This is a genomic window from Agrobacterium sp. CFBP 3001 (assembly GCF_027871605.1).
GTDB classification, from domain to species: domain Bacteria; phylum Pseudomonadota; class Alphaproteobacteria; order Rhizobiales; family Rhizobiaceae; genus Agrobacterium; species Agrobacterium leguminum.
In genome coordinates, this window is sequence record NZ_JAQAHD010000010.1 from 60,260 (window position 1) to 77,630 (window position 17,371).

The 17,371-nt window shown below is 60.3% G+C and carries 20 protein-coding genes; 9 read left to right on the forward strand and 11 right to left on the reverse strand.

Translation table 11 applies throughout. The annotated features are described in order from the left end of the window. Window positions 1-88: 88 nt before the first annotated feature. The gene (locus tag PH605_RS14190; protein WP_161987905.1) at window positions 89-1,018 is read right to left on the reverse strand and encodes a DMT family transporter; all 930 of its coding nucleotides are present in this window, start codon (window positions 1,016-1,018) and stop codon (window positions 89-91) included. Window positions 1,019-1,215: 197 nt separating this feature from the next. On the opposite strand from PH605_RS14190, the gene gcvA reads away from it, so the two are divergent. The 3 genes from gcvA to PH605_RS14205 are packed head-to-tail and all read left to right on the forward strand — an operon-like array spanning window position 1,216 to window position 3,308. Further along, complete coding sequence (gene gcvA / locus PH605_RS14195; protein ID WP_142845287.1) at window positions 1,216-2,118, forward strand: transcriptional regulator GcvA; 903 nt, start codon at window positions 1,216-1,218, stop codon at window positions 2,116-2,118. 43 nt (window positions 2,119-2,161) lie between these two features. Then, on the forward strand, window positions 2,162-2,770 hold the full coding sequence (locus PH605_RS14200; RefSeq protein ID WP_003522337.1) for a 3'-5' exonuclease: 609 nt from the start codon (window positions 2,162-2,164) through the stop codon (window positions 2,768-2,770). A 46-nt stretch (window positions 2,771-2,816) separates the two neighbouring features. Further along, window positions 2,817-3,308 (forward strand): CreA family protein, encoded by a 492-nt coding sequence (locus PH605_RS14205; RefSeq protein WP_035220532.1) that lies wholly within the window; start codon window positions 2,817-2,819, stop codon window positions 3,306-3,308. A gap of 32 nt (window positions 3,309-3,340) precedes the next feature. Here PH605_RS14205 and PH605_RS14210 read toward each other — a convergent pair whose 3' ends face one another. Further along, complete coding sequence (locus PH605_RS14210) at window positions 3,341-3,808, reverse strand: chemotaxis protein CheW (protein WP_003522339.1); 468 nt, start codon at window positions 3,806-3,808, stop codon at window positions 3,341-3,343. 87 nt (window positions 3,809-3,895) lie between these two features. Between PH605_RS14210 and PH605_RS14215 the strand changes: the two genes are divergently transcribed. From PH605_RS14215 to PH605_RS14225, 3 genes are all read left to right on the forward strand, one after another. Then, on the forward strand, window positions 3,896-4,192 hold the full coding sequence (locus PH605_RS14215) for a hypothetical protein (RefSeq protein WP_236780873.1): 297 nt from the start codon (window positions 3,896-3,898) through the stop codon (window positions 4,190-4,192). Between the two features lie 141 nt (window positions 4,193-4,333). Next, window positions 4,334-4,933, forward strand: coding sequence for a cytochrome oxidase assembly protein Sco (sco, locus tag PH605_RS14220; protein WP_003522341.1), 600 nt, complete (start codon window positions 4,334-4,336; stop codon window positions 4,931-4,933). A gap of 94 nt (window positions 4,934-5,027) precedes the next feature. Next, on the forward strand, window positions 5,028-5,906 hold the full coding sequence (locus PH605_RS14225) for a 50S ribosomal protein L11 methyltransferase (protein ID WP_065655958.1): 879 nt from the start codon (window positions 5,028-5,030) through the stop codon (window positions 5,904-5,906). A 146-nt stretch (window positions 5,907-6,052) separates the two neighbouring features. Here the strand turns inward: PH605_RS14225 and PH605_RS14230 are convergent, their stop codons facing one another. After that, the gene (locus tag PH605_RS14230; RefSeq protein ID WP_020009313.1) at window positions 6,053-6,226 is read right to left on the reverse strand and encodes a hypothetical protein; all 174 of its coding nucleotides are present in this window, start codon (window positions 6,224-6,226) and stop codon (window positions 6,053-6,055) included. A gap of 293 nt (window positions 6,227-6,519) precedes the next feature. On the opposite strand from PH605_RS14230, the gene PH605_RS14235 reads away from it, so the two are divergent. After that, a complete protein-coding gene (locus PH605_RS14235) occupies window positions 6,520-8,361 on the forward strand; it encodes an aminopeptidase P family protein (RefSeq protein WP_142845288.1) in 1,842 nt (613 codons plus the stop codon). On the opposite strand, the gene PH605_RS14240 is transcribed toward PH605_RS14235, so the two are convergent. Together PH605_RS14240 and PH605_RS14245 are read right to left on the reverse strand one after the other, a co-directional pair. Further along, window positions 8,358-8,672, reverse strand: a complete 315-nt coding sequence (locus PH605_RS14240) for an AzlD family protein (protein WP_004430802.1) — start codon at window positions 8,670-8,672, stop codon at window positions 8,358-8,360. The genes PH605_RS14235 and PH605_RS14240 overlap by 4 nt on opposite strands. Further along, window positions 8,669-9,376, reverse strand: a complete 708-nt coding sequence (locus PH605_RS14245; RefSeq protein WP_065655825.1) for an AzlC family ABC transporter permease — start codon at window positions 9,374-9,376, stop codon at window positions 8,669-8,671. Before PH605_RS14245 ends, PH605_RS14240 begins: the two co-directional genes overlap by 4 nt. Window positions 9,377-9,559: 183 nt before the next feature. Between PH605_RS14245 and PH605_RS14250 the strand changes: the two genes are divergently transcribed. Next, complete coding sequence (locus PH605_RS14250; RefSeq protein ID WP_003522348.1) at window positions 9,560-9,796, forward strand: DUF2164 domain-containing protein; 237 nt, start codon at window positions 9,560-9,562, stop codon at window positions 9,794-9,796. Between the two features lies 1 nt (window position 9,797). Here the strand turns inward: PH605_RS14250 and pncA are convergent, their stop codons facing one another. Continuing rightward, window positions 9,798-10,424 (reverse strand): bifunctional nicotinamidase/pyrazinamidase, encoded by a 627-nt coding sequence (gene pncA / locus PH605_RS14255; protein WP_142845289.1) that lies wholly within the window; start codon window positions 10,422-10,424, stop codon window positions 9,798-9,800. 458 nt (window positions 10,425-10,882) lie between these two features. On the opposite strand from pncA, the gene PH605_RS14260 reads away from it, so the two are divergent. After that, a complete protein-coding gene (locus tag PH605_RS14260; RefSeq protein ID WP_142845290.1) occupies window positions 10,883-12,169 on the forward strand; it encodes a DUF2778 domain-containing protein in 1,287 nt (428 codons plus the stop codon). A gap of 53 nt (window positions 12,170-12,222) precedes the next feature. Here the strand turns inward: PH605_RS14260 and PH605_RS14265 are convergent, their stop codons facing one another. The 5 genes from PH605_RS14265 to PH605_RS14285 all read right to left on the reverse strand — a co-directional run bounded on the left by PH605_RS14265 (window position 12,223) and on the right by PH605_RS14285 (window position 17,300). Beyond that, entirely contained in the window at window positions 12,223-12,648 is a 426-nt protein-coding gene (locus PH605_RS14265; RefSeq protein ID WP_078051864.1) for a DMT family transporter, read from the reverse strand. After that, complete coding sequence (locus PH605_RS14270; protein ID WP_065655829.1) at window positions 12,645-13,127, reverse strand: DMT family transporter; 483 nt, start codon at window positions 13,125-13,127, stop codon at window positions 12,645-12,647. The genes PH605_RS14265 and PH605_RS14270 overlap by 4 nt, the downstream gene beginning before the upstream one ends. A 271-nt stretch (window positions 13,128-13,398) precedes the next feature. After that, the gene (locus PH605_RS14275) at window positions 13,399-14,211 is read right to left on the reverse strand and encodes a glycosyltransferase family 25 protein (RefSeq protein WP_142845291.1); all 813 of its coding nucleotides are present in this window, start codon (window positions 14,209-14,211) and stop codon (window positions 13,399-13,401) included. A 102-nt stretch (window positions 14,212-14,313) separates the two neighbouring features. Continuing rightward, window positions 14,314-16,788, reverse strand: coding sequence for an ATP-dependent helicase (locus PH605_RS14280; protein WP_137452984.1), 2,475 nt, complete (start codon window positions 16,786-16,788; stop codon window positions 14,314-14,316). Window positions 16,789-16,889: 101 nt separating this feature from the next. Further along, window positions 16,890-17,300 carry a carboxymuconolactone decarboxylase family protein gene (locus PH605_RS14285; RefSeq protein WP_065655832.1) on the reverse strand — a complete coding sequence of 137 codons (411 nt, stop codon included), beginning with the start codon at window positions 17,298-17,300 and terminating at the stop codon, window positions 16,890-16,892. Window positions 17,301-17,371 lie beyond the last annotated feature (71 nt).

Sequence of the window (17,371 nt, forward strand, 5' to 3'; positions counted from 1 at the left end):
TGCCGGGTGGCCGGTGATGGTATGGCGACGGGTGGTGTTCTGTTTCGTTGCGATCATGCGCGCAGAATGCTTTTGCCGCATGGCCCTGTCAAGCGGGTGCGTTGCGCAGCAGGCTTCTGAGTTTTGCCGGCAGCCTGCCGTCGATCGCCGCAAGACCGGCGGCGATCATCGCCATGCCGGCGAAGTGCTTCATCTCCAGCTGCTCGCCGAGGAGCAGCGAACCGAGCAGGATGGCGCTGACGGGAATGAGGAAGGTGACGAGGGCAAGGTTGGTGGCGCCGGCGCTGGCGAGGATGCGGAAGAAGATCAGGTAGGCGAGCGCCGTCGACAAGAGGGCGATGCCGACAAGCGCGCCCCAGGTTCCGAGGCCCGGCATGGCGAGCGTCCATGGTTTATCGATAAGAAGGGCGGCCGGGATGAGCATCAGTGCCGAGGAGGAGATCTGGCCGGTGGCGGTCATCAGCGGCGGTACGCCCATGGCCTTGAAACGGCGGCCGAATATGCCCGCGAAAGAATAGGAGATGGCCGCGCCGAGAATGGCGATCTGGCCCCAGAGGCCGGATGAGCCGGTGAAGGCGGCCGGGCCGATCATGGTCGCCACGCCGGCAAAGCCGATCAGCACGCCGGTGAGCTTGTTGCCGGTCATCTTCTCGTCAGCGGTGAGAAAATGGGCGACGATGACGGTGAAGAGGGGCGTGGTGGCATTGAGGATCGAGGCTAGTCCGCTGGCAATATGGGTCTGGCCCCAGACGATCAGGCAGAAGGGGATGATGTTGTTGAGCAGGCCCATGCCGAAAAAGGCGCGCCACACCGCCCATTCACGCGGCAGGCGAAGGCCCATTATGCGGCAGACGATGAGAAGCGCGATTGCCGCCAGGCTGACGCGCAGCGTGACGATGGTGACGGGCGGCAGTTCCTTGACGGCGACACCGATGAAAAAGAACGATCCGCCCCACAGAAGCGAAAGCGCGACGAGCATGGCCCATTCACCGGCATCCATCTGTTTCTGTATCGCCATCGTCATCTCCCAAAGCATGAGTATCGACATGATCGCAGGCCGGCTCGCCGCCATCCACCCGATATCGGTTGAGTTTTGCTCAATCTGGGGATGGGTGGTTCTCACTGCGTTTCAGGTCTTGTTGTGTCTATTTACTTCCTGTTTTATGGTGTTTTCAAACGATTGTTTCTCGTTCGATAATTGAGATGAGCTAAATCATGGCAGCCGAACTTCCGTCTCTGAAAGGGTTGCAGGCCTTCGAGGCCGCAGCGCGGTATCGCAGCGTCACGCTTGCTTCCAATGAGTTGAATGTCACGCCCGGTGCCGTCAGCCTGCAAATCCGGGAGCTGGAGGCGCGGCTTGGCGTGCAATTGTTTTTCCGCAAGCCGCGCAGCATACAGCTGACGCGTGAGGGGGAGCGTTATTACGGCGCGCTTCGTACCGCCTTCCGGATGATGCGCGAGGCGACGGCGGAACTGACGGCGCGCTCCGAGATCACGGTTCTGACGCTGAGCTGCACGCCCACTTTCGCCGTTCAATGGTTGATGCCGCGATTGCCTGCCTTCCAGCAGCAACACCCGCAGGTGGATGTCCGCATCAGCGTGACGAACCGGCTGGTGGATTTTTCAAGGGACGACGTCGATCTGGCGGTGCGACACGGTTTCGGTCGGTATGAAGGGCTGGAGAGCATCCGCTTCATCGATGACAGCACCCTACCGGTCTGTTCACCGCAGCTTCTGGAGAAATATGGGCCGCTTCAGGAGGCGGGGGATCTCAAATCCATTCCGCTTCTGCACGATGAAAACCGCAATGAATGGCGGCGTTGGCTGGAGGCGGCGGGAGCATCGGACGTGGATGCCTCCGGTGGCACTGTCTTCATCGACAGCAATGGCGCGCTGGATGCGGCCAAGGCCGGGCACGGCATTGCGCTGACCCGGCGTTCGCTGGTTTCCCGCGAAATTGCGGAGGGCGCATTGATTGCGCCCTTCGGTAAGGACATGGCCAGCACGCTCGCCTATTTCCTCGTTTATCCGCGGCGCATGCTGGACAATCCCGATCTGGTGAAGCTCATCGACTGGATGCTTTCGGAAGCGGGTTCTGCCGAGGCTGGTTCTCTTTGACGTCAATCCGGTCTATGCCGGAATGAAACAACGGGAATCACTCTTGAAAACCATCGCCATCGATTTCGAGACCGCCAATGAGGAACGGGGCAGCGCCTGCTCCGTCGGGCTTGCATGGATAGAGGGCGGCGAGATCGTTCGCGTCGAGGAACGGCTGATCCGGCCGAAGGACATGCGGTTTTCGCCCTTCAACATCGCCGTGCATGGCATCCGCCCGGCCGATGTCGAAGATGCGCCGGAATTTCCCGAGGTGATGGAGGAGTTCATCGACGACTTCCACGGCGCCACCATGATCGCCCATAATGCCGCCTTCGATTTCAGCGTCATGCGCGCGTCCTTCGACAAATACCGGCAGTCCTATCCAGACCTTTCCTATCTGTGCAGCGTCAAGATCGCCCGGCATGTCTGGCCCAATCTGGCGTCGCACAAGCTGAATGTCATCGCCCATCACCTCCAGCTGCGTTTCGTGCACCACAATGCAGCGGAAGATGCTGTCGTCTGCGCGGCCGCGTCGATTGCAGCGGCCAAGGCGTTGCGCGTTGCCCATATCCGCGATCTGCCGGAAAAGATCGGCATGGTCGCGGGGCGTCTCACCTCCACCGGTTACCAGCCCTGCAGCATGAAAAAACGCGCCGTCTCCCGGGTTGCGTAACCGTTCCGCGCACTTATGTTTGAAGCAGCGTAACGGAGAAGATGCGATGACGATGAAAACTCTGTCGGGTTTGTTTGCGGGCTTTCTGGCATTGCTTCCGGTGACAGCGGCGCATTCGCAGGTCGTGGGTGAAGTCGGGGTCGACTGGATCGGCAATGATATCGTTATCGAGGCGATCGCCGATCCGAAGATCAAGGGTGTCACCTGCCACGTTACCTATTTCGAGCGCGGCGTCATCGACCGGCTGAAGAACGGCAACTGGTTTGAAGACCCTTCCAACAATGCCATTTCCTGCAGCCAGACGGGGCCGGTGGAGATCGGCGATATCGATCTCTCAAAGGGCGGGGAAGAGGTGTTCCGGCAGGGCATGTCGCTGGTCTGGAAGAAGCTCGTCGTCAGCCGCGTTTATGACAAGGCCAATGACACGCTGATCTATCTGGTGCATGCGCGGGAACTGACCGACGGCTCGGCAAAGATGGCGATCTCCACGGTGCCGCTTTATAACCAGCAGGTCACATGGCAAAAGGGCAAGCCGTAAGGCCTGCCCCCCTCAATTGCGTTATGCCTTGATCAGGCCGCTTCGCGTGCCAGCTCGTCCGCAATGACGGTGTCGAGGTTGAGGAAGCAGACCATGCTCTTTTCCAGCGCCACGATGCCGCGGCAGAAGCTGCGCTGTTCTTCCGGAATGATATCGGGCGCGGGCTGCAGGTCTTCGGAGCGGATGGTCATCATGTCGGAGACCTGTTCCACCAGGAGGCCGACCAGCTTGCCGCCGATATCGGTGACGATGATGGCGGAGCGTTCGGACGGTTCGGTCATCTTCATGCCGAGGCGGCCGGCCATGTCGATGACGGGAATGACGGCGCCGCGCAGGTTGATGAGGCCGAGAACATAAGGCGGGGTGTGCGGCATCGGGGTAACCGGCGCCCAGCCGCGGATTTCGCGGATCGCCATGATGTCGATGCAGAATTCCTGATCGCCCAGATGGAAGGAAACGATTTCGAGATATGCGCCGGATTGCTTGATGGCGTTGGACATGACGGCAGGTTTCCTCTGATGGCTCTCTAACAGGCCCGCGCAGGATTGAGCTTTATGCGGTGGCCGGAGAATGGACCGGGAGACATCATGTCGAGGCTTAAAAACCGCTATGGTCATAATGCACAGCAAGATTTTAAACTTTCCCTAACAATTGCTGCTGCCCCGCCGGCAAAACCCAGTATTTTGGCGGTTTTCGCGCTCACACAAACAGGTTATGATGGGCGTATGAACGCACTCGTTTCCCATCCGCTGAAGTTTATTCTGGCTAGTCTTGCCGCTGTGGCCTCGCTTGCCATCGTGCTTCTTGCCTTTGACGGCTGGGTGCGGCACGGCACGGATATTTTCCTGTCCACGGTGCAGAGCGGCATCGCCTGGTGCCTGTGACGGGTTTTCCGGCTGCGGATTTGTGACAAATCAGCGCGGTTCCCGCAAATACGCCCAGTTGATTTGCCGTCCCCGTCGCCTTTCGTTATCTGTCAGCCAAAGCCTGCGATATGCCGCCGGCTTTCGGGGTAGGATTGGACAATGAGGAATATTCGCATCGTATTGTGGGCCGTCGTGCTCGTTCTCGCCGGTGTCGTCAGCTGGTTGACGATCGAAATGACGAAGACGCGTAATGAAATGGTGGAGACGGCCTATGGCGTGCCCTTCCAACTCACGGCGCAAAACGGCCAGCCGATCACCGAAAAGGCCTTTCAGGGCAAGCCGACAGCGCTGTTCTTCGGTTTCACCCATTGCCCGGAAGTCTGCCCGACAACCCTTTTCGAGCTGAACGGCTGGATGGAGAAGGTGGACCCGGCCGGCGACAAGCTGCAGGCCTATTTCGTCTCCGTCGATCCCGAGCGCGATACGCCTGAGATCATGCAGCAATATGTCTCGAACGTCTCGAAGCGCATCACCGGCATCACCGGCCCGGCGGACAAGATTGCCGAAACGCTGAAGGGCTACCGCATCTATGCCAAGAAGGTGCCGGTGGACGAGAAGGATCCGAATGGCGATTACACCATGGATCACACGGCGTCCGTCATCCTGCTCGATGCCAATGGCCGTTTTTCCGGCACCATTGCTTATGGCGAAAACCCGGAAGTTGCCGAGCAGAAGCTTCAGAATCTTCTGAAGGGCTGATAGAGGCGGCATAATTGCGCGGGGCTTATTGGACTGGCCGAGGTTTTGTGGCAAAGGCAAGAACAATAACCTCATCCAGAGAAAGCAGCCCGCCGTGAGCGAAATCCGACTTTACGTCACCACGACCGAAATTCAGGCGGGTGAAATCCTCGATCTCATGTCGGACTATTTCGGCGAGGAGGATGTCGCGATTGCCACGACCGAGGTGGATGAGAAGCGCGATATCTGGGAAGCCTCGGTCTATCTGATGGCCGAGCAGGAGGAAGAGTTCCGCGAGCGTGTCAGCGCCCTGCTTGCTCCGGCCTTTCCCGATCTCGTCATCGAGAAGGAGACCGTTCCGGATGTCGACTGGATCGCAAAGTCGCTCGAGGGGCTGAAACCGGTCAGGGCAGGGCGTTTCATCGTTCATGGGGCGCATGATCGCGACAAGGTGCGGGCGAACGATCTGGCAATCGAAATCGAGGCCGGACAGGCTTTCGGCACCGGCCATCACGGCACGACGGCCGGCTGCCTTGAGATGATTGAGGAGGTTCTGCGGGCGCGCACCGTGCGCAACGCACTCGATCTTGGCACCGGCAGCGGCGTTCTGGCAATTGCGGTGCGCAAGATGCGCCCCATTCCCGTGCTGGCGACAGATATCGACCCCATCGCCGTCAAGGTGGCGAAGGAGAATGTGCGGCTGAACGGCATCGTCTCCGGGATGGCGCTGGAGACCGCGCCGGGCTTCCACTCGGACGCCTTCCGCAAGCATGGTCCGTTCGATCTCATCATCGCCAATATTCTGGCCCGGCCGCTCATCAAGATGGCGCCGCAGCTCGTCACGCATCTGGCGCCCGGCGGCACCGTCATCCTGTCCGGCATTTTGGCGTCACAGCGCTGGAAGGTGCTTTCCGCCTATAATGGCGCCCGGCTTTCCCATGTCCGCACCATCTGGCGCAACGGCTGGGTCACGCTGCATCTGCGTAAAGACTGAACCAGCGGCAACATCCCTTTCGGGCAAAAGAAAAGGCGGCGCTTTCGCGCCGCCTGGAAACCCGCGAGCATGGGAGGAGCTTGCTCAAGCGGGTCGACGTATTCCTGTTCGGCGCGGTGGAGGGAGGATCGCCGCGCCGGACGTCATCAGAATACGTAGCTGGAGTTTGCCTTGCGACGCAGATCGGCGCGGTTCATGCCGAGCGCTTCCAGCGACTTGTCGTCGAGGTTCAGAAGGGCTGCGTTGACATGGCGGCTGACCTGACGCTCGCGTGCTTCAACGACGCGATCGAAGGCGGTGCGGAGGAAAGATTTTGCCATTGCTTCAAATCCTTGTTTGCCAGGAGAGTGTCTCTCTCGCTGTGTTGATCTGAAGATAAGCGATGTGTTTTTGTTTAGTTAGAGGGGATATCTCAGGGTAGATATGCATTTATCGCATGTCACTTTGCCTTGAGTATTACTTATTTCGCAAAATGTGCACAATTTATCGTCGCAATCCGGTCTGTCATATATGGCTTGAAACCGGCTTTGTCCGCGTGGCATTGTCGTTACGCGCCAATGATTTGACGGCGCACCTTGCAGCTTTTCTCCATGACAGTTCCCGAAAGACGCCCATGTTCCAGACCTTCGAAAACAAATCTGCGCCGCAATTTGGCAAGGCCCGCGTCGAGGCGCTGCGCGCCGGTTTCGATGCCCTTGGTATCGACGGTTTTCTGGTGCCGCGCGCCGATGAATATCAGGGGGAATATGTGCCGGAGTGCGCCGAGCGCCTGTCCTGGCTGACGGGCTTTACCGGTTCCGCCGGCATTGCGCTGGTGACGCGCACGGAGGCGGTGGTTTTCGTCGATGGCCGTTATACGACGCAGCTTAAGTCGCAGGTCGATCAATCGGTCTTCAGCGGCGGCGATCTGGTTGGCGCGCCGCCCTCCGTCTGGCTGGCCGAACATGCTCCACAGGGTTTCCGGCTCGGCATCGATCCATGGCTGCACACCGGCGCGGAGTTGAAGCGGCTGGAAAAGGTGCTTGCCGGCAAGGGCGGTTCGGTCGTTCTACTGGAAAAGAACCCGCTCGATGCCCTGTGGCAGGACCGTCCCTCCGAGCCGCTGGAACCCGTCGTTATCCAGCCAGAGGCCTTTACCGGCAGGCTGGCGAAGGAAAAGATCGCCTCGCTGGCGGAGACGGTCTCGGTAAAAGGCGCGGATGCCCTGCTGGTTACCGATCCATCCTCCATCGCCTGGATTTTCAATGTTCGCGGCAATGACGTGCCGCATACGCCGCATCCGCTCGCCCGCGCCATCATCTACGCCGATGGCAGGGCGGATATTTTTCTCGACAAGCGTAAGACCGGCATCGAGACCGAGGCCTATCTGGCGCAACTCGCGACACAATTGCCGCCGTCGAAGATCGCTGACCGTCTGCATGCCATTGCCAGCGCCAAGGGCCGCGTCATGGTGGATGCGGATCTGACTCCGGTGGCGCTGACCGGCGCAATCACGGCGGCGGGCGGCTCGCTTATCGAGGAGGCCGATCCCGTTCGCCTGCCGCGCGCGCGCAAGAACAAGGCGGAGCTTGCCGGCTCGGCAGCCGCTCATGTGCAGGACGGCGCGGCCATGGTCGAATATCTCTGCTGGCTGGACCGCCAGCAACCGGGCAGCGTCACCGAAATCGCCGCCGTCAAGGCGCTGGAGGCCGCTCGGTTCAAGGTGGGGCAGGGGCTGCAAAACCCGCTCAAGGACGTGTCTTTCGATACGATTTCAGGCGCCGGCGAACATGCCGCCATCATCCATTATCGCGTCAGCACCGATACCGACCGCACACTTGCGGACGGCGAGATGTTCCTCGTCGATTCCGGCGCGCAATATGTCAACGGCACCACGGATATTACCCGTACCGTTGCAATCGGCACGGTGCCGGAAGAGCAGAAGCGTTTCTTCACACTGGTGCTGAAGGGCATGATCGGCATCAGCACCGCACGATTTCCGAAGGGAGCGCGCGGTTGCGATCTCGATCCGCTGGCGCGCATCGCGCTCTGGAAGGCGGGAGCGGATTACGCCCATGGCACCGGCCACGGCGTCGGCTCCTATCTTTCGGTGCATGAGGGGCCGCAGCGTATTTCGCGGCTTTCGACGCAGGAGCTTCTGCCCGGCATGATCCTGTCCAACGAGCCGGGTTATTACCGGCCCGGCGCTTTCGGCATCCGCATCGAGAACCTCATCTATGTACGCGAGGCGGAAGAGGTGGCCGGCGGCGACCAGCCGATGTTCTCCTTCGAAACGCTGACCTGGTGCCCCATCGACCGCAGGCTGGTCGTCGCCGCTCTCCTGACCGATGAAGAACTGGACTGGCTGAACGCCTATCACGCCGGGGTTCTGGAGAAGCTTTCTCCCTTGATCACCGACGAGGAGGTTAAGGCATGGCTTGTTGCCGCGACGAAGCCATTGGAGCGGGTCGCTTAGAGCAGCCCGAAATGCCTGATGGCGATGACGATGGCCCAGCCGACGGCGAGCATCGTCAGGCCGGGAAAGCGCAGGCAGACCAGAAGGGCGGCCACCATGCCGATCTTCACCTCGTATCCGCCTTCGAAAAAGGCGGGTGCGACAAGCGTGGTCAAAACCGCCACGGGAACGGCGTTCAGTCCCGCCTCCATGCGCGGCGGGATGGATTTCATCCGCGTCATCAGCACATAACCGCCGATGCGGGTCAGATAGGTGGCGATGGCGGCGAGCGCGATCAGGATCAGCGTATCGGCGTGCAGCATGTCGCTCATGGCGTTTCCACCCCGCTTTCAGAATTCGGCTTCGGCGGATAGATGACCGCAACGAGAATTCCGGCGACGGCGCCGAGGCTGACATGCCACGGCGAGCCGACGATGTGATAGGCGACCGTTGCGCCGACCGCGCTTGCCAGCATGACAGGGTAGAAATTCTCCCGCTGGCGGAAGCTCAAGACCATGCCCATGAAATAGATCGGCAGCAGTACATCGAGACCGATGGCTTTTGGATCGCCGACCATATTGCCGAGCGATGCGCCGAGAATGGTCATGGCCAGCCACAGCACGTAGACCGGCGCTGCAAAGCCCATGTACCAGGAAAAGCCGACCGTGCCGGTATTTTCGTATTTCCTGACCGATTCGGCGAATTGCGGATCGACCAGCACAAAGAAGCCCGCGGCTTTTTGCAGGAAAGACCAGTTCGAGATCATCCGGGCAATGGCGGCCGAATAGAGGATATGGCGGAAATTGACGGCGAAAACGGATAGAACGATCAGCCAGGGGGCAACCTTCTGGCCGAACAATTCGATACCCACGAGTTGGCTCGCGCCCGCATAGACGGTGCCGCTCATGATCGTGGCCTCGGTGACGCTGAGCCCATTATCGACTGCGACCGCGCCGAACAGCGCACCGAAGGGGGCGGCGGAGAGGGCGATCGGGAAACCGCTCTTCAATCCCTCGCGAAAATCTGCATTGAACATTTCTGGAAACTCCTTGCCCGCCGCTCTATCGCCGTCCCGCCCGGCTGGCAAACGAATTGCATGAATGGATCGATTGATTCCCTTGAAGCTTCCGTTACGGTAACGCCCCATATGGCCGGTGCCGGACGGACGGTTTCACCGCCGTCCTCCCGTACCCCTCAATAGTCAGACGTTGGAAGATCGATGCTGGAAAAGCAGGAAAAGGCCGCCCTGGCCGCACGTATCCGGGACTATCTTGCCCGGGAGACCGAAGCCGAGATCGGCCATCTGCAGGCGGAAATCTTCGTGGATTTTCTGGCCGAGGAGCTGGGGCATGTTTTTTATAATGAAGGGCTCAGGGATGCGCATGCTGCGATCCTGAGGCGCCTTGAGGATGCAGCAGGCGATATCGACGTGCTGGAGAAGCCGAAGCCGCGCTAAACTAGTCCCGCAAGATGTCGCGGCTTTTGAGAATGGCCGCGCCTTTTTCCCGCATCGTCGCAATCGCGGCCTTGATGTCCTGCGGATCGATGCCACGGCTGGCATCTTCGATGAAACGGACATTCACACCGGGCAGCATGTCGAGGGCATCGAGCACCGAGAAACTGACGCAATAATCGGTGGCAAGGCCGCAGACGTCGAGTTGCGTGACACCCTGACGGCTCAGATAGTCGGCCAGTCCCGTCGTCGCGCCCTGATCATTGTCGCGAAAGGCGGAATAGCTGTCGACGGCGGGGTTTTCGCCCTTCTGCTGAATATAATCGAAGGCGTCCGTCTTGAGGTCGGGATGAAATTCCGCATCCGGCGTGCCCTGCACGCAATGGTCCGGCCACATCATCTGCGGTTTGCCGGAGAGTTCGCCCATGTCGAAGGGTTTCTTGCCGGGATGCTGGGAGGCGAAGCTGCCGTGATTTTCCGGGTGCCAGTCCTGCGAGGCGACGATGAGATCGTAGCCGCCATTGTCGATCAGGGCATTGGCGATGGGCACGATCATGTCGCCATCGGCAACGGCCAGATTGCCGCCCGGGCAAAAACCGTTCTGGATATCGATGAGCAGCAGCGCCTTCATGATGTGCCTCCCTTTTCAGGGCAGGATGCCAAGCCGGCTTTAACGGATCAAGCCCCTTTCGACCTCTCCGGCAGGCACGGGTGTTTCGGGCAGGGGGCTTGCCCTGTCGCAGTCCTGCCGCATTTGCAGCAAATTTCCGGCCAAGTCGGAATTTACCTGACAATGCGGCGACGGAAATTTTTTAGGCCGATGACGCCCCTTTGAGGGGCATTTCCCGGGAAGATGCAGTGCGGATGCACGCAGTACCCGCGCAAGTCATTGTTTTGCCTTCGCCTTACAATGCGCAGACCTTAACGAATTATTTTTGCAGGGACTCGTAAACACTTTGGTTACCATAATTCGTCATGCTTCGAACCAGTCAGTTCCGAAACCGGCGTGGTGTTTGCCCGCCCTTCGGATGTCCCTAAATCCCTCCGGCGTCGGCCGGGTGTGCGTGAACGGTTCGAGTAACGAGTATCATGGCGTTTTCTGCTGCGGCCTATAATGGCGCCGGCCTTGCCGGTTCGTCTTCCGTCAAGAGAGGCAAATCCTTTGCGTTCGGCCGAATGTCCGCCCTTCTCGGCGGCGGCGCCTTTGCCGGCCTTTTCGCCTTCGCCGCCTTTGCCTCGCTGCACAGCATGGCCGCCGCTTCGCATGGTGTCGGGCAGTTTGAAAAGACACTGGTGACGCGATTCGCTTCCACTGAGACGGCAATTGCCCACGCGGCCGCGCGGGATATTCACGTGCGTAAGTTTTCTCGCCTGAGCGACCACAGCCATGGCCAGCAGAAGGCGGTTCGCCTCGCCGGCATCATGCCCGAGATCGGCGCGAAGGAATTCAGTGAGCGCTTCGGCGCGGCTGCCAATGCCAAGGGGCAGGCGACCGTGAAGCAGCTTGCCGCGCTCAAGCCGTCGGCGATCGTCGATTCGGCGCTGGGTCGCACCTCCGAGGTTGCCTATCAGAGCGCGGTTCCGCAGCATCCGGCATTTGAAGTGGCGCTGGCACGGCCGCAGATCGAGGAAGAGGCAAGCAGCCTGCTGCCCGACGATGTGCCGCTGCCGAGCTTCCGTCCCGAGGTGGCGACGGCTCAGACGGTTGAGCCGTCACCGCGTCCCGCGACATCGTCCAAGACCGAGGACCATGTTCCGGCCGTCGCTTCGGCGCCGGCTTTCGATGCGCCGGTTCCCCTTCGCGCCCCTGCGCCGCCGAAGCAGAGCACCGGCGCCATGCTCGCCTTTGCAAAGCCTGACAATCCGATGCGCGAGCCGAGCAAGATGGATGCGGTTCCGTGGCCGGATCGCGGCAATGGCACGGCGATCTACGATATTTCCTCCGGCGTGGTGCACATGCCAAATGGCGAGAAGCTCGAAGCGCATTCCGGCATCGGCAAGATGCGCGACAATCCCGATTACGTGCATGTGAGAATGCGCGGTTCGACGCCGCCTTCCAGCTATCGTCTGACGATGCGCGAGGCGCGGTTCCATGGCGTCGAGGCCATTCGCCTGACGCCCGAAAACGGCGTCAACCCGCACGGCCGCGACGGTCTTCTGGCGCATACCTACATGCTGGCGAAACGCGGTGAATCGAATGGCTGCGTGGTATTTCGGGATTACCCGCGCTTCCTTGCGGCCTTCAAGCGCGGCGAAGTCAAGCGCATGGTGGTGGTGCCGAAGTTGAACGGCAACCGGCCGACACTTGCAAGCAGCGGCGGTAAAAGCGGTGGCAAGACCCTGCTCGGCATGTTTTCGCGCGGCAGCGATTCCTGAGCTTTCCGCATTTTCCTGATGTAAAACCGCTGCGCACTTTTGCTGGAAATGCTCTAGCGACCGCGCCGCTGTGTCAGCACCATGCCGGCGAGGATAAGCAGAATGCCGAGTGCGCTTGCCCAGAGTTTCGGCGGATGATCGCCGAAAAGATCGAGAACCACGCCTGAAACCATCTGGCCGCTGATGACCAGAAGGGCGGTATTGACCGCACCGATGCGCGGAATGAGCCAGCTTCCCGAAGCGATGAAGACGACGCCGATCGGCCCGCCGATAAAGGCAAGCCAGGGCGCATCGGCGGCGCCCGGCGGAATGAGGCCGCCGACGATGAGGCCAATGACCGTCAGTACGGCAAAACCGACAATGTGGTTCCAGAACGATGCGATGAGCGGTGAGTTGGAGAGGCTGAGGCGGCCGTTGATCTGGCGGCTCAGCGCCACGAAGACGCCGCCGGTAAAGGCCATGGCGATCCAGACGATCATGCCGTTCTCCCGACAAGGATGATGAGTGCGCTGCCGCAGAGAATGAGCGCCACAGCCGCCATGTCCCGCAGGTCCGGCTTTCTTTTGGGCAGGCCGAAGAGGCCGAAAAGATCCGCCAGGAGGCTGAAGATCACCTGTCCGCCAAGCCCGAGCGCAATGGTGCCGGAAAGCGCCAGCGGCGAATTGACGGCGGTGGAGGTGAGGATGACGATGGCCGCACCCACGACCCCGCCGCAATAGGCCCAAAGCGGCGCTTTCGGTTTTTCCGCCGCGCCCACTTCTTTCTTCGGGCGCATGATGGCGAGATAGATCAGCGCCGCCACCGTGCCGGTGCCATGCGCCGTCCACGAGGAAAACAGCGCATTGCCGTAATGGGCAAGCTGACCGTTAAAATGCACCATCAATGTCAGAAGGCAGCCGCTGGCGAAGGCGGCGGCAAGATGCAGCGGGTTGAGGCGTGGATGCGTCGTGTCTGTCATGGCGGGCCGGAAAGCTGAAGATGGAGACGAGCTTTAGCCCATATGTGCCTGAAGCGGAATCGAATTGCGCCGGCTCACGGTTTTAGACGACATTATCCTGTGCGTTGCGGAACAAGCGATGCGGCCACGCATTATTCCACCATGAAGAAGACGACGCGCAAACCATTGAACCGGATGACGATTTTCGTCATTTCTATTTTCATTCTCGCAGCCGTGATCGCGGCGGTCTACCTCGTCGGCTTCACGCCCGGCGAAGTATAAGACGGATCGATCAACGACCGGCTGGGGCGGTCTTGCCCTTGCCGCGCTCCATCGCAACGTGCACTTTGGCGACGGCGAAGCGAATGCTGCGCAGCAGGAACCGGCTGGTTTCAAGATAGGCGCGATAGGGCAGAACCGTGAAATAGCGCCAGCGCGGCAGGCGGTAGATGCGCAGATTGTTCTGGATCTGGCTTTCCCCATCCGCATCCTGCGTGGCGCAGAGCGGGTAGAGGAAGGACGCCTTCAGCCCTGCGAGATATTCCAGATCGAATGCGATGTCATAAGCGAGCCGCATGGGGATCAGCTTCGATATCCATTTTCCGGCGCGGCGGTTGACGAGATAGGCTCCCGATCCTTTTTCCCGCGTGATGGCAATGGCGAGCGAACGACCATTGGAAAGCTGGCGGAACGGGAATTTGCGGCCATTGCTGACGGTCGTGAGCCGCAGCAAATCCCAGTCGCCGCCATTCAGCACCGCTTCGTCGATGGCGTTGAGAAAATCATCGTCGAAGACTACGTCATCCTCGAGGATGAGCGCGATATCGGCATCGCCCGCCATGAATTTATTGGCGCAGGCGACATGGCTGAGATAGCAGCCGATTTCCGGCGGCGAGGTACGGCGGCCATGCATGAGCATGTAGGAAATCTCGCTGAATTCCGGGATGGGGTAATTCAGTTCCCTGCCATTGACGCCGGGGACACGCTCCGCCTTGAGCCCCATGGCATCGAGGCGCGCGGTCATATCCGCGAGGCGTTTGGTGGCGCTGTCCATATTGATCAGGAAAACGGCGAGCCTGCGCTGGCTTTTCGGTAATATATGCAAACCTGTCCTCGCCTGTTCCACTTCCCCATTGCAACTCCTTTATTGCAACGGCATGACGCGGGCTACGGAAAAAGCACCCTTCAGGCACTCATGGTTGCCGAATCAGACCTTTTCCACAAATCCGTCCAGCACACGCTTCTGCCCGGCGCGATCGAAGTCGATCGTCAGCTTGTTTCCTTCGATGGCAGAGATGTTGCCATTGCCAAATTTGAGGTGGAAGACGCGGTCGCCAACAAAGAATTTCGATGGCGTGTCGGCGACGGATTTCGCCACCAGTTCGCCGTCGATCGTGCGGGTGCGCGGGCCGCTTTCGCCATAGCCGATGCGTTCCACCGCATGGCCGGAGCGGGTGCCCCAATTGTCACGGGTGGCGTCGCTGCGGTTCTGCTGCGCGCGCTTCCAGCCGGGGGTCGAATAGTTGTTGGTGAAAGGATCGGCCTTGTCGAAACGCGACTGGCCGTAGCCGCCGCGTCCGCCATAACCGCCGTAACTGCTGTCGGATGCCGCGACATCCACATGGGCGGGCGGCAATTCATCGAGGAAACGCGAGGGCAGGGTGGATTGCCACAGCCCGTGAATGCGCCGGTTCGACACGAACCAGATATGGCAGAGCTTCTTGGCGCGGGTGATGCCAACGTAAGCGAGACGGCGTTCTTCTTCCAGACCGGAGCGCCCGCCTTCGTCCAGCGCCCGCTGGTGCGGGAACAGGCCTTCTTCCCAGCCGGGCAGGAAGACGGTGTCGAATTCCAGACCCTTGGCGGAATGCAGCGTCATGATGGAGACGGCATCGAGATTTTCGTTCTGCTCTGCATCCATGACGAGGGCGACGTGCTCGAGGAATCCGCGCATGCTCTCGAAGGCCTCCATCGAGCGGATGAGTTCCTTCAGGTTCTCAAGCCGTCCGGGCGCTTCGGCCGTCTTGTCGGCCTGCCACATGGCGGTATAGCCGCTTTCGTCGAGAATCTGCTCGGCAAGCGTGGTGTGCTCGGTGTTTTCCAAGAGGCCCTGCCAGCGGCGGAAATCCTGTACCACATCGAACAGCGCCTTGCGCGCCTTCGGTTTCAGCTCGTCGGTCTCGATGATGTCGGCGGCCGCTGCCAGCATCGGAATATCGCGGGCGCGGGCATAGTCGTGCAGGTTACGGATCGTCGTATCGCCAAGACCGCGCTTCGGCGTATTGACGATCCGCTCAAAGGCGAGATCGTCAGCCGGCTGGCAGACAAGGCGGAAATAGGCCATGGCGTCGCGGATTTCGAGGCGCTCATAAAAGCGCGGGCCGCCGATGACGCGGTAATTGAGGCCAAGCGTCACGAAACGGTCTTCGAACTCGCGCATCTGGAAGGAGGCGCGGACGAGGATCGCCATGTCGTTCAGATTATGGTTCTTGCGCTGGAGCTGTTCGATCTCCTCGCCGACCGCACGGGCTTCCTCCTCGGAATCCCAGGCGGCATGCACCACGACCTTTTCGTCATCCGGGCTGCTGCGTTCGGTGAAGAGCGTCTTGCCGAGACGACCCTCATTATGGGCGATCAGATGGCCGGCCGCGCCGAGAATATGCTCGGTGGAGCGGTAGTTGCGCTCGAGCTTGATGACCTTGGCGCCGGGGAAATCCTTGTCGAAGCGGAGGATATTGTCCACTTCCGCACCGCGCCAGCCATAGATCGACTGGTCGTCGTCACCCACGCAACAGACATTCTGCGGTTCGCCCTTGGCGCGTTGGGCAAGCAGCCTCAGCCACATATATTGCGCCGTATTGGTGTCCTGATATTCGTCCACCAGAATGTAACGAAACTTCTGGTGATACTCCTTCAGAATATCGGTGTGGCGGCGGAAGATGCTGATGGGATGCATCAGAAGGTCGCCGAAATCGCAGGCGTTCAGCGTTTTCAGGCGGTTCTGATAGGCGGAGTAAAGTTCGCGGCCCTTGCCATTGGCGAAAGCGCGGCTGTCGCCCTCCGGAATGTCCGGCGGCGTCAGGCCCTTATTCTTCCAGCCGTCGATCATGCCGGCGAACTGCTTTGCCGGCCAGCGCTTGTCGTCCAGCCCTTCGGCCTGAATGAGCTGCTTGATCAGCCGCACCACGTCATCCGTATCGAGAATGGTGAAGTCCGATTTCAGGCCGACGAGTTCGGCGTGGCGGCGCAGCAGCTTGACGCCGATGGAGTGGAAGGTGCCGAGCCACGGCATGCCCTCGACAGCGCCGCCGACGAGAACGCCGATACGTTCCTTCATCTCGCGGGCAGCCTTGTTGGTAAAGGTCACGGCAAGAATCTGGCTCGGATAGGCGCGGCCGGTGGCAAGAATATGGGCGATGCGGGTGGTCAGAACGCGGGTCTTGCCGGTGCCGGCGCCGGCGAGCACGAGAACGGGTCCGTCCAGCGTTTCTACTGCCTCGCGCTGTTCCGGGTTGAGGCCGGAAAGATAGTCGGGCGCAGCACGCGTCTGATCGCGCGCCGCCATGGCGCGGGCGGCAATGCCAAGCCCGCCGCCGCTTTCCGCACCGGCATTGTTCGTTGCCCTGCGCGGTGCGGCGGGTTCCTCATCGAAGAACGGCATATCGTCAAAACTGTTGCTCATGCGGCCCAATGTAGTGATTCGGGATATAAAGGCCAGAACCGTGTTCTGCTTTTATTCCGGTATCAACCGTCAAAACGCCCATTCCAAGGCATTTTTTCGTTTCATGTCTGCCTGTCGGCGTCGAAAGCGGCGTCAACGGGCACTTGCAACGCCACCGCAAGCTGGTTGGTCTTGGCGGCAAGCGCGATGACGCGCAGCAAATCGGCATGTTGTTCGGTGGTCATGCCCTTGGCTTTTGCTGCTGCCGTGTGGGAATGGGCGCAATAGGAGCAGCCATTGGTGACGGAAACGGCGATATAGAGCATTTCCTTCACCACGGGATCGAGCGCCGAAGGTGTCGCCATCACCGCCTTGACCTCACCCCATGTCTTTTCAAGCAGATCGGCATCGAAGGCGAGGTAGAGCCACATATTGTTGATGAAATCCGATTTGCGGGTGGCGCGGATGTCATCGAACACCGCCTTGACGCGCGGGTCGGTTTCCGGGTTTTCGGTCTTCGTCACGGTGCTCATGGCTTCCTCCGGTTATGGCGTATCGAGGGCGCAGATTAGCCCAATGGCGGATATTTGCGACAGGAATGCAC